Source organism: Streptomyces sp. NPDC086777, from assembly GCF_040702065.1.
Classification (GTDB): domain Bacteria; phylum Actinomycetota; class Actinomycetes; order Streptomycetales; family Streptomycetaceae; genus Streptomyces.
In genome coordinates this window covers 270,280-282,070 of the sequence record NZ_JBFBJI010000005.1, presented here as the reverse complement: position 1 = coordinate 282,070, position 11,791 = coordinate 270,280, and the positions used below count along the sequence as shown (strand labels likewise).

Below are 11,791 nucleotides of genomic sequence, written 5' to 3'. Positions count from 1 at the left end.
GGGCGGGGGCGAACAGAGCTTGTGGAGAAGGAGGAACCACAGATGAAAGCGATCGTGGTCACGGACCCCGCCGCCGGAACCGCGGGGATGACGCTGACGGAACGGCCCGGGCCGGATACGGCGCGCCTCGCCGGCCTTGACGGCGCGAACTACGGCGACGTCGTCGTCGAAGTGCATGCGTCGGGATTCACCGGGGACGAGCTGGAGTGGCCCTCGACCTGGGTCGATCGCCTCGGCCGGGATCGCACGCCGTCGATCCCCGGACACGAGGTGGCAGGCGTGGTCAGCTCTCTCGGCTACGGAACGGCAGGGCTGTCGGTCGGGCAGCGCGTGTTCGGCCTCACGGACTGGACCCGTGACGGCACCCTGGCGGAGTACGTCGTCGTCGAGGCGCGCAACCTCGCGCCGCTGCCCGGGGACATCGACTTCACGGTCGGCGCGAGCGTCGCGATGACGGGCCTGACGGCCTGGCAGGGACTGTTCGAGCACGGGCACCTCGCGGTGGGGCAGAGCGTGCTCGTGCACGGCGCCGCGGGAGCGGTCGGATCGATGGCGGCCCAGCTCGCGCGAGAGGCCGGTGCGTACGTGATCGGCACCGGACGTGCCGCCCACCGCCAGAGCGCACTCGACTTCGGCGTGCACGAGTTCGTGGACCTGGACAGCGACACGCTGGAAGACGTCGGCGGAGTCGACTTCGTCTTCGACGTGTTCGGCGGCGACATCGGAGCTCGCTCGGCCCGGCTGGTGCGAGGTGGAGGAACATTCGTGACCGTCACCGGCCCGCCGGAGGTGCGGCCGGCCGACGGCCTGACGGTGGACTTCGTGGTCGTCTCCGACCGCGGCCAGCTGGGTGAGATCGCCCGGCGGGTACGGGAGGGCCGTCTGCGGACGCATATCGGTCAGGTCGCGAACCTCGACGACGCCGTCGCTGCCTTCAACCCGGCCCGGAAGGTCGGCGGAAAGACGGTCATCCTCATGCGGTGAGGCCGCGGACAGCCATCGCCGCGCCGCAGTACGCGAGGCCGGCCACGTCATCCACGAGCGTCAGCTGCCCGGTGTCCTGACAGGCCGCTTCCGGTGCCCAGCACCGTATCGGGACGCTGTCAGGGCCTGCTTCCGCCGCTCAGCAGAGCGGCGGGGGCACAATGGGCAACGCCACATAACAATACGTATCCACTGTTAAAATAACTTGCCGGACTTATAGGACGCGGTCGCCTCAGTGGGGGAATCACCGTGGCGAGCGTCGGCCCGCCCGAGCGGCCCGGCCGACGGTTCATTCACCGACGCGGCGTCGCAGCAGTCATCTGGAGCCTTCCATGCGCGTGTTCGTCACAGGTGCCAACGGCAGCATCGGCTCGGTTGTCGTTCCCGAACTCATCGCTGCCGGTCACGAGGTCCTCGGCCTCGTCCGTTCCGATGCCGCGGCCGCGGCCGTCTCCGCTGCCGGCGGGACACCGCTTCGCGGCGACCTCAGCGATCTGGACAGCCTTCGCGCCGGCGTCGCCCGGACAGAGGGCGTCATCAACCTGGCCTTCGGGAACGACTGGAGCAACTTGGGGCCGTGCATCGACGCGGAGACACGGGCCCTGCAAACCTTCGCGGCCGCCCTCGCAGGCAGCGGCAAGCCGTTCGTGCATGCCGGCCTCACGCCGATGATGCCGGGCCACATCTCCACCGAGGAGGACCCCGACACCACCGACGGACCCGTCGGCGGCCGTGGCCTCAATTCACAGATGGTGCTGACCCTGGCCGACCAGGGCGTCCGCTCCTCCGTCGTACGGCTGCCGCGCTCCGTGCATCAGCGCGCGTCGCAATACGGCTTCTGCTCGGTACTCATCGCCGCCGCGCAGAAGACCGGCGTGTCGGCATACGTCGGCGACGGCACACAGCGCTGGCCGGCGGTCAACCGGCTCGACGCCGCCAAGCTGTTCCGCATCGCGCTCGAGGACGCTGCGCCCGGCACCGTCCTGCACGCGGTGGCCGACGAGGGCGACACCATGCGATCCCTGGCCGAGGCGGTCGGCGGCGTGCTCGCGGTCCCGGTCGAGTCGGCATCCCCTGACAGCTTCGGCCCCATTGGCCGCTTGTTCGCGCTCGACATGCCGTCCTCGGGTGCGCTGACCCGGAAGCAGTTCGGCTGGGAGCCCATCCACCCGAGCCTCATGGAGGACCTCGCCGCCGGCGACTACCCGGTCCTGGGCTAGTACTCCAGTGCGACTTCGTGATCTATCTGCTTGAGCGGTCGCTGAGTCGTCGCCGGTAGCGGCTGCGGTCGGGCCGTCTGGGATGATGAGACAGCTCCGTACCTTCGCCCGTGAGGTGATTTTTTGAGGAAGGTGGCACTGCATCCCTATGCACTGTTGCCTCGGCAGTACGACCCCCGGACGGTCCTGGCCACCACAGTAGACGCATGGGGCAGAGCCCTTTGGTTGCTCTGCCCCGAAGCGGAGCTCGTACCGGACCCGCATGGAAAACCTTGGCCCCGGCCCCGGAAGTATCCGTACGACGCGCTTGTCGTGATCAGCGACGCGGGAGACATACGGGAACGTGTCCTGCAGGACATGACGCTCCTGCCCCATCACCTGGACGCCTTGCCCAACGGCCGGTTTATCGTGCAGAGCCATGGTGCGGTAGGAGAGCGGAACGCCCGGATTTTCGGCCGCGACGGGTGGCGGCGACGCAGCTTCGCCATGGGGCACGCGATCGAGTTCATGATGGCGGACCGGCAGAACAACCTGTGGAGCGCCTACTTCGACGAAGGGGTCCACGTCGACCCGATCAGCGCCGCGGGTCTCGTCCGCTGGGACAGCGGCGGTAACCGACAGTGGAGCTACCGGCCGCCACAGGGCGTTGAACACATCGACACCGTCTACGCTTTCAACGCCGTCGACACGCTCGCGTGGGCCAGCTGTTACCCCACGTTCCCTCTCCTCGAAGTACACGCCAATGGGTACTTTCACCTGCGGAAGAATCCTGTGACCCGCCCTGCGGGTATGGCCGTCCGAGGCGATCAGATCCTCATGCTTGGCGGCGGCTCTCGCGATCGCTTGGACCGGCTGCATCGCTGTCACATAACCGTCGACGAAGTCCTCGTCATCGAAGAGGCGGAGCTCACCATGCCCAACGGCACCGCGCTCAAGCGGTACGCACGTCCCGTCGGTAGAGGAGCGTGCCTCTACCTGCGTGGCGCATCCGTCAGGCAGTGGTACGTGCTGAACACACAGCACCTCGGTCCGACTGTGGGATCTTGCGTCGGACCCGCGTGGGAGCTGGAACGGCTATCGCGTGATCATCAAGGGTTGTGTCGACTCCTGAGGATTCTGCGGTGTCCCTGAGCCACGGCATAGATGCTGCCCACTGGCGGGCGATGTTCGAACACGCCATGGCCCGGATCGCGGGCCGGTTCAGGCGGGTGGAGCCGCGTGCCACGGCCCGCGCCTTCTTGCTCGGACTGCTGTCCGGCATCGAGCGGAAGAACTGCTGGCAGCTGGCCGAACAGGCTGGCCACGCCCGGCCTGGGCCGATGCAGCGACTGCTGCGAAGCGCCCGCCGGGACGCCAACGCAGTCCGTGACGATATCCGCGCCCACGTCTTCGAGCACCTCGGCGCCGATGACGGCGTGCTGATCGTCGACGAGACCGGCTTCCTGAAGAAGGGCACCGCCTCGGCGGGCGTGCAGCGGCAGTACACCGGTACCGCCGGCCGGATCGAGAACAGCCAGGCGGCGTCTTCGTCTCCTACGCCTCAAGCAGGGGACGGGCGTTGATCGACCGTCGGCTCTACTTGCCCGACACCGCCTGGTGCCAGGACGCGCAGCGCCGCACCCGTGCCGGGTTGCCCGACCAGACGCAGTTCGCAACCAAGCCCACGCTGGCCGGGCAGATGATCGCGGCAGCACTGGACGCCGGGATCGACGCCTCAGGTCCCGCTGTCAGGGCTGGTCAAAGTGGCCGGGACCAGGTGGTGCATTGAGGAGTGCTTCCAGGCTGCGAAAGGCCAGGTCGGCCTCGACCACTACCAGGTCCGCCACTGGACCGCCTGGCACCGGCACATCACTCTGGCCATGCTCGCCCTGGCCTTCCTCGCGGCCCTCGCGGCCGACGCGACGCCGACCAGGACTGCACAACCGAACTGGCCCGCTCGCAGCACCGACCCGATCGACCTGACCATCCCGGTGATTCGCCGCCTGATCGGCGTCCTACTGAACCCACTCAGCACCTGCCCGCGCAGGCTGCTGCACTGGTCAAACTGGCGCAGATGCCATCAAGCCGCCGCCCGCCGCAGCCACCACCGGCGACGACGCAGCGATCTGGAATGAAAAGTCCAAATAGATTTACGTCAGTGCCGAGTGGACGACACATCGACTGTTCGGGGGGTACGCGCGGCTCCCAGTGTTAATTGACTGACCATTCCCGATTCGGATACCGTGGTCGGCATGGCCAGGATCAGAGAGTTCGACACCGAAGCGGCGGTGGAGGCGGCAATGGACGCCTTCCGTGCCAAGGGCTACGAAGGCACGTCCGTGCAGGACCTGGTGGTGGCCACCGGAGTGGGGCGGGGGTCGCTCTATGCCGCCTTCGGCAGCAAGGAGGGGCTGTATCTCGCGGCTATGGACCGCTACCGGGAGAAGCACGCTCTGCCACTGATCGGCATCCTGCGTTCCGGGGCCCCCGCGCGGGAGCTGGTCCGTGAGGTGCTGCTGGGCACCGTTGACGTGATCGTGCAGGACGGCAGCCGCAGGGCTTGCCTGATCGTGGGCGCGGCGATGGAGCGCATCTCCCATGACCCCACGGTCGCCGCTCATGTGCGTGCCACGACCACCTCGCTGGAGGACGCGCTGTTCGAGGTCATCGTGGAGGCCCGGTCGAAGGGCGAACTGCCCGCGGGCCGCAGCCCCCGCGACCTTGCGCGGTATCTCATCGCGACGCTCCACGGGCTGCGGGTGCTGGGTGCCATCAACCCCGACCGCGCCTCGCTCACCGCGGTCGCGGAGGTCGCGCTCGACGCTCTCGGCTGAGATTGCCCGTACCGGACACGCAAGCGAAGCACCCCGCGGCTCAGCCGCGGGGTGCTTCGCTTGTCCGGTGTCCCCGGCGGGGGCCGTGCTCCTGATCGAGGTACGAGCAGCACCACCCCGGCCGGAGCCGTGGAACCCGCCCCCACCCGACGCGTGATGGTCTGGCGACTCCGTCGGCAGACCATCACGAAAGATCCAGGTCAGTGGGTGGGGCGCAGGTCGAGCGCGGCGAGGTCGTCGGCCGCCACCGCCTTCTGCGCGGAGGGTTTGCCCACGTTGACCGCGAAGAAGGCGATGAGCGCGGCTGCAGCGAGGAAGCCCGCCGCCCACCAGTAGGCCACCGCGTAGCCGTGCACCAGTGCCGCCTTGTCCACGGGGTCGGTGCTGTGGCGGGAGGCCAGGTGGTCGGCCGTCGCGCGGGCGGCGATGGTGTTGAGCAGCGCGGTGCCGATGGAGCCGCCGATCTGCTGGGCGGCTCCGGTCATGGCGGAGGCGACGCCGGCGTCGCGGGCCTCGACGCCGTGGGCGCCCAGGCCGAAGGCGGGCATGAACGCGGTGCCGATGCCGACGCCCACCACCATCTCACCGGCCGCGATGAAGGCGAAGGACGAGTCGGCATTGAGCAGCGAGAGCATCAGCACGCCGATGCCGGAAACCGCGTATCCGGCGCTCATCAGCACGCCGGGGCGCACGCGGTGGAAGAGGCGGGCGCCGATCTGGGTGGAGCCGATCGCCTGCAGGACCGCCATGGGGATGAAGGCCAGCCCGCTCATCACCGGCGAGTAGCCCTTGACCAGTTGGAAGTAGTAGCTCAAGAAGAGGAACATGCCGAACATGGCGATCACGGACAGGCCCAGGGACAGGTAGGTCCCGGCCCGGTTCCGCTCGGTCAGGACGCGCAGCGGCAGAAGCGGCGACTTCACCTTCGACTCGAGCAGGACGAAGGACGCCAGCAGCACCACGGACAGGACGAACATGCCGATGGTCACGGTCGAGCCCCAGCCGTCGTCCTCCGCCTTGGCGAAGCCGAAGACGAGGGCGACGGTGCCGCCGGTGGCCAGAACGGCTCCGGGCAGGTCCAGACGCCCACGGCGGGTCTGCCGACTGTCGGCCCCCACCAGTTTCAGGACGCCGACGACACCGATCGCGGCGATCGGCAGGTTCATGTAGAAGCCCCAGCGCCAGTTGACGTACTGCGTCAGGACGCCGCCGAACAGCAGGCCGGCGCCGCCGCCGGCCGTGGCGATGGCTCCGTAGACGCCGAACGCCTTCGCCCGCTCCTTCGCGTCGTCGAATCCCAGTGAGATCAGCGCGAGTGCGGCGGGGGCGAGCAGCGCGCCGAACACGCCCTGGAGCGCGCGTGCCGTCAGCAGCGTGGGGAGGTTGGGCGACAGGCCGCCGACGGCCGAGGCCACCGCGAATCCGACAAGGCCGGTGACGAAGATCTTCTTGTGGCCCCGCAGGTCCGCCAGCCGTCCGCCGAGGACGAGCAGGCCGCCGAAGGCGAGGCCGTAGGCGGTGATGACCCACTGCCGGCCGCCGTCAGAGAAGCCCAGGTCTTGCTGTGCGGACGGCAGGGCGATGTTCATGATCGCCCCGTCCAGGAAGACCATCAGCTGGGCGATGCCGATGAAGACCAGTGCTTTCCAGCGCCGGGGGTCCGGTTGAAGGGCGGTCGTGGACATGTGCGTGCTCCTGAGGAAGGGCGAGAGGAAAGAGGGAGGCCGCCCCCGACGGGTCAGGACCTCTCGGCCTGCGGCCAGCCGCTCGTTGCCCGATGAGGCGGGAACGTCGGAAATTATGGAATGAGCGTATCAGAACATCGGGGTGTGGTCTGGCGTCCCGATCTGTGTCAAGGTCCGCTTCCGTGCCGGAGGATGCGCCGCTCCGATGGCATGAGGACGCCGTAGCCGCAGCGTGCGTGGCGGTCGATCGGTGATTGCCACTCCATTTAACTTGACTCAACGTTCCAGTATCCGTAGAGTCTGTTCTGCCCGGCACGGTCGTGGTTACGAACCTGCCGACGTGGCCCCTCTGTCTCGTGGGGACGGGGTCCGCCGGGACCACTGCATCGCATTGGCCTCGGGGGCCGCCGCACGGGCGCTTCCCGAACGCCGGCACCCGAACGCGCATCCACATGCCGCACCAGAAAAGGCACAGCAATGACCTCCGACCGCAGCAAGACCCGCTCCGACCGCCGGTTCTCCAAGAAGGCGGGCATGGTGACGGCCGCCGCCCTCCTCCTGGCCGGAGGAGTGGCGACCGGTACCGCGGCCGCCAGTTCCCACCACTCACACGGTGACCAGGCCGGCAGCGCTTCCATTGCCGCGACCGTCCGCAACCTCGCGGACATCCAGGACATCGAGAAGCTGAAGGCCCGTTACTTCCAGGACGTCGACACCAAGCAGTGGGCCGATCTCCAGGCGCTGTTCACGCCCGACGCGCACATCAACACCGGCCAGGAATTCAACAGCCCCGCGGAACTGGTCAAGGCCACCAAGACCCTGATCGCCGATGCCCCCACCGCGCACCAGGGACTCCTTCCGAACATCACGGTCAAGGGGGACACGGCAACCGGCACCTGGGTCATGGAGGACTACGTCAACCTGAAGGCAGGCGGCGGTTTCCACGGCTACGGCCAGTACCACGACACCTACAAGCGCATCGACGGGCGTTGGTACATCACCGGATCGGTGCTGGAGCGGTACCGCATGGACACCCTCCCCGACACGGGCCCCTACCGGGCCGCGCAGAAGACCAACTGACCCGGTGCGAACCTCTGGGGTGCTGCCGCGCCCCAGGAAGGAGAACGATGAAAGCCGTCGGAGTGGCCCGCTTCGGAGGACCGGAAGCCCTGGAGATCTTCGAGATTCCCGAGCCGCACGCCGGTCCCGGCCAGGTCCGCATCCGGGTCCATGCCGCGACTGTCAACCCGGGGGACCGCTACCTGCGCAACGGAGCGATCGCCCACCTGGCGCCGGGGCCGCCTTACATCCCCGGTATGGAGGCGGCCGGCGTACTGGACGAGATCGGCCCCGAGTCGGTGACCGGCCTGCGCGTCGGCGACCGGGTGACGGCCATGACGATGCCGCTCATGGAACACGCGGGCGGCTACGCCGAATACGTGGTCCTCCCCGCCAGTTGGGTCGTCCGTGCACCGGCCGGTGCCACGTACGCCCAGGCCGCGACCCTCCCCATGAACGGCCTCACCGCCAGGCAGGCCCTCGACCTGCTCGCCCTGACCCCGGGACAGACCCTCGCCGTCATCGGCGCGGCCGGCGTCGTCGGTGGATACGCCGTCCAGCTCGCCAAGGCCGACGGCCTGACCGTCATCGCCGACGCCTCACCCGCCGATCGGGAGCTCGTGCACGCGCTCGGCGCCGACACCGTGGTACCCCGCGGGGCCGCCGTCACCGACCACATCCTGCGGGCGACCCCCGGCGGCGTGCACGGCCTCCTGGACGCAGCCGTCCTCGGCTCGGCCACCCTCGCCCCCGCGGTCCGGCCCGGCGGAGGGATCGCCGTACTGCTCGGCGAAGGCGCCAAAGCCATGCCGCCCGGCGAACTCGGCCGCCGCTCCGTCCGCCTGCACCCGGTCAACGTCCCCGACTCTCTCGGCGACCACGCCCGACTCGACCGCCTGCGCGCCCAGGCGGAGGACGGCATCCTCACTCTGCGGGTCGCCGGGGCCTTTCCTCCGGAACAGGCTTCCGACGCCCACCGCCTCCTCGAAGCCGGGGGCGTTCGCGGCCGCCTCGTCCTGCAGTTCCGGGAGGAGGACGCGGACGGGTAATCGCGCCGGAAGGCCGGGCGGCCGGCCCGGAGCACCGAGGCCGCCGGAGACCGAGCCCGGCCTGACGCCAGTCGGCACCCGGCTCAGGCCGGGGTGTCCTCGCGCCAGGGCGTGGCGAGTGCGTCGACCCGGCAACGTCGATGGACACGGGCGGGTGCGGGAGGACGGACAGGTGGTGGCGCGGACCTCGGCAAGGTCCTGCCCTGCCTTCTCCGGCGTTCCCGTACGGTCGGTCGGGTGACGGAGTAAAGCCAGATGATCAGGCGCTGATTGCCCGTAAGCCCGGCAGGCTGCGCCCGGGCCGCCGCACGAGGGCAATCCGCGCCGCACGGCCTGCCCCTACGCGCAGGCGCGAACCGGGCAAGATCAACAATGCGGGGACACGCGCACCGACTGCCAGGGTTGTCGCAAATGTCACATAAGGTTGCATTTCGTGGATGGTGAAGGCCGTCTGGACCAACGTGGGTTACCCAATGAGCGCGGCAGCCGTAGATATCCGGACGAAGCGGCCTATGGCGCCGCGCTCTGCGCTGTCGTCCCGCTCGGCGCCGGGCCGACTCCATGCTGACCTCATGGAGAATTCCCACCCGCCTCAGCGGGAGACCTGTGCCAGGGCGCTCCCGGATGTTTCGAGGATGCCTTCGGGGACGACGGCGAAGGAGCGCATCAGGCCACGATCGAGGGCTAGGGCCAACGTCGTTCAGTTGGGGCGGGGTCGGGGTTGTCATGGGCAGGTTGATGCTGATGGTGGCCTTGTAGGTGGTCCGGTCGATGGCGGGTCCGCGTGCGGTGTATTTGGAGATCGCGCGTTTGACGATGCGGTCTTTGGTGCGGGTCCGCCGGGCGGGCAGGAGATGGGCCAGAACGTGGCGTCCGATGGTGCCGACCAGATCGATGACGATGCCGGCGTGGATACCGGCGGCGAGGATGATCTGGTCCCGGGCAGCGGCCAGGGCGGTGAGGAACCCGGCCCGGTCCGGGTCGGTGCCCGGGATGCTGTCGGTGGCGTCGCTCATCGCGGTCCGTGGTGCCTGGTAGGCGACCAGCAGGGCCCAGACCTCCTGTTCCATGCCGTCCGGGGTGCGGGCTCGAAGGACGCGTCCGTCCAGAAGTGTGGACTTCAGCTCCAGGTAGGCCGTCTCGCTCTCCCGGCGCTCGTGGTAAAGCTGCACCGGCTCCCCCGCCGGGTGGGTGGAAGGGTCGGTCAACGTGGTCAGCAGCCGGTAATGCCCGGTGCGGGTGCCCGCGGCGGTGCGGATGGTGATCTCGGCGTCGATCACCCGGATTGTCAGGGCACCGAGCCGGCCAGTGTCGACCCGTCGCGGCAGCGGGCCACCGCGGGAAGGTTCCGGCCGGACTTGCACCGCACCGGCAGATCGGCGCCCGTGGCGGCCCAGTGGTTGAGCAGCGAGGCCGAGGCGAACATCCGGTCTCCCAGCAGGAGCATCCCGGGTCGTAGGTCGCCTGCCAGGCGCCGGGCGTATTCCAGCTCGCCGGTCGCGGCCGGGCCGAAGGCCGCCCCGATGACCGATCGGGTCCCACAGGCCACCAGAGCGGCAAGGCGCAGCTACGGGTAGCCCGAGATCCCGTTGGCAAGGCGCTGCCGGGTGAATACCGCGAGGTCGGCGGGGCAGTCCGGGACCGGCAGCAGGGTGCCGTCGACCGCAGCGACCCTCAAACCCCGCCACCGCCCGGCGGCAGCGGTTGCGGCCGCCGGGCCGCTGACCAGGTCGAACAGCGCTTTCATCGGTGCCGGCCCCAGCCGCTGGCGGACCTGGCGAAGCGCGCCGCCGCTGGGCCGGACCCGTGTCAGGCCCGCCGTCCCGGCGCATAACCGGTCGAAGACCTGCTGGTAGCCCAGCCCGGCAAAGAGTGCTCCGGCGAGCAGGAGGTCCACCGTGACCCGCGCCGGCACCAGCCGCACCCGGCGCTGCACCGCCCCCGTGATCGCCAGCACCTCGTCGACCATCTCGAACGGGATGACCCGGGTCAGCTCACCGATGTGCCCCGGCGCGAACACCCCGGCCGCTACCCCGACTGTTCCCCTTCTACAGCAGCTCCGCTGCCTCGTTCAGAGCCTTGACGAGCAACTCCTACGCCCAGCTGAACGACGTTGGGGCTAGAAGCCCCCTGCGGTGACGTCGTGCACGGGTGACCGCGACGGCTGGGGCGGCAGGGCGTGCGTACCAGGACGTCGTCGCGTTCGACGATGCGGCTGCTCTCAGCCGGCGGGTAGGCGGGTGCCGACGATGACGCCGAGGTCTGCCGCGAGGCGTAGCTCCGTGGCTCGGAGTTCGGGGTGTTCGAGCCAGTGCAGCCGAGACCGGTCGGGGGCGCCGTCGAAGTGAGGCGGCCATGACGTGGCCGGGGTGAAGTCGTCGATCACCACCGTGCCGCCGGCGGTGAGCAGGCGAGCGGGGTCCGCGGCGCCGTTGCCCTTGGCCTGGCCTCCGCCGTCGAGCACGAGCAGGTCGTAGGGGCCGTGCTCCTCGACACGCTGCCAGTCGCCGTGGAGGATCACCACGTCGGGGCAGTCCCGGAAGACTTCCGCAGCTGTGCGGGCTCGGTCCGGGTCTCGTTCGACACTGGTCAGCCGGGTTCCGGGGGCCGCGCCGGAAGCCAGCCAGGCCAGCCCCACACCGTAGCCCGTACCGGTCTCGCCGATGCTGCGCGGTGCCCCTGCGGCCAACACCTGGAGCAGGCGTCCCTGTTCGGGCCTGCAGGAGAAGGCGAAGCCGTGCGTGCGCGCCGCCCCGACGGCCCGCCGGACCAACGCAGGCAGGGTGTGGTCGTCCCGGTAGGCGTCTGTTCCCTGAAGCGACATGGGGCGCATTATGGCCGTCCAGCCGCGTCCAGCCGAGCCGTTGAGCCCGCGGCAGCAGACGAGGGCCCCCGGCCACGCCCACCCGCAAGATCAGGATCTGCGGCTGGCGTACCCGACACCGGGCAGCGGGTCGTCCCGCGCATCGGCCACCTCTGCC

11 protein-coding genes and 1 pseudogene are annotated in these 11,791 nt (G+C 69.5%); 7 read left to right on the top strand and 5 right to left on the bottom strand.

The features are described 5' to 3' along the window. Window positions 1-42: 42 nt before the first annotated feature. The 5 genes and pseudogenes from AB0472_RS10200 (at window position 43) to AB0472_RS10180 (ending at window position 5,017) form a co-directional block, all read left to right on the top strand. Window positions 43-984 carry an NADP-dependent oxidoreductase gene (locus AB0472_RS10200; RefSeq protein WP_366355071.1) on the top strand — a complete coding sequence of 314 codons (942 nt, stop codon included), beginning with the start codon at window positions 43-45 and terminating at the stop codon, window positions 982-984. A gap of 332 nt (window positions 985-1,316) precedes the next feature. Then, entirely contained in the window at window positions 1,317-2,204 is an 888-nt protein-coding gene (locus tag AB0472_RS10195) for an SDR family oxidoreductase (RefSeq protein ID WP_366355069.1), read from the top strand. A 357-nt stretch (window positions 2,205-2,561) separates the two neighbouring features. Continuing rightward, entirely contained in the window at window positions 2,562-3,335 is a 774-nt protein-coding gene (locus tag AB0472_RS10190; RefSeq protein WP_366355067.1) for a hypothetical protein, read from the top strand. A gap of 32 nt (window positions 3,336-3,367) precedes the next feature. Beyond that, window positions 3,368-4,318 (top strand): annotated as a pseudogene (locus AB0472_RS10185) (IS701 family transposase). Window positions 4,319-4,435: 117 nt separating this feature from the next. Then, complete coding sequence (locus tag AB0472_RS10180; RefSeq protein WP_366355065.1) at window positions 4,436-5,017, top strand: TetR/AcrR family transcriptional regulator; 582 nt, start codon at window positions 4,436-4,438, stop codon at window positions 5,015-5,017. Window positions 5,018-5,217: 200 nt separating this feature from the next. Here the strand turns inward: AB0472_RS10180 and AB0472_RS10175 are convergent, their stop codons facing one another. Continuing rightward, window positions 5,218-6,702 (bottom strand): MFS transporter, encoded by a 1,485-nt coding sequence (locus tag AB0472_RS10175; RefSeq protein ID WP_366355063.1) that lies wholly within the window; start codon window positions 6,700-6,702, stop codon window positions 5,218-5,220. A 477-nt stretch (window positions 6,703-7,179) separates the two neighbouring features. Here AB0472_RS10175 and AB0472_RS10170 point away from each other — a divergent pair, with 477 nt between their 5' ends. Together AB0472_RS10170 and AB0472_RS10165 are read left to right on the top strand one after the other, a co-directional pair. Next, window positions 7,180-7,782 carry a nuclear transport factor 2 family protein gene (locus AB0472_RS10170; protein ID WP_366355062.1) on the top strand — a complete coding sequence of 201 codons (603 nt, stop codon included), beginning with the start codon at window positions 7,180-7,182 and terminating at the stop codon, window positions 7,780-7,782. 47 nt (window positions 7,783-7,829) lie between these two features. Then, window positions 7,830-8,810 (top strand): NADP-dependent oxidoreductase, encoded by a 981-nt coding sequence (locus AB0472_RS10165; protein WP_366355060.1) that lies wholly within the window; start codon window positions 7,830-7,832, stop codon window positions 8,808-8,810. An 83-nt stretch (window positions 8,811-8,893) separates the two neighbouring features. Here the strand turns inward: AB0472_RS10165 and AB0472_RS10160 are convergent, their stop codons facing one another. From AB0472_RS10160 to AB0472_RS10145, 4 genes are all read right to left on the bottom strand, one after another. Next, on the bottom strand, window positions 8,894-10,090 hold the full coding sequence (locus AB0472_RS10160; RefSeq protein ID WP_366355058.1) for a hypothetical protein: 1,197 nt from the start codon (window positions 10,088-10,090) through the stop codon (window positions 8,894-8,896). Window positions 10,091-10,098: 8 nt separating this feature from the next. After that, window positions 10,099-10,359, bottom strand: a complete 261-nt coding sequence (locus AB0472_RS10155) for a hypothetical protein (protein ID WP_366355057.1) — start codon at window positions 10,357-10,359, stop codon at window positions 10,099-10,101. Window positions 10,360-10,377: 18 nt separating this feature from the next. Beyond that, window positions 10,378-10,830, bottom strand: a complete 453-nt coding sequence (locus AB0472_RS10150) for a transposase domain-containing protein (protein WP_366355055.1) — start codon at window positions 10,828-10,830, stop codon at window positions 10,378-10,380. A gap of 201 nt (window positions 10,831-11,031) precedes the next feature. After that, window positions 11,032-11,634 carry a class I SAM-dependent methyltransferase gene (locus AB0472_RS10145; protein ID WP_366355054.1) on the bottom strand — a complete coding sequence of 201 codons (603 nt, stop codon included), beginning with the start codon at window positions 11,632-11,634 and terminating at the stop codon, window positions 11,032-11,034. Window positions 11,635-11,791 lie beyond the last annotated feature (157 nt).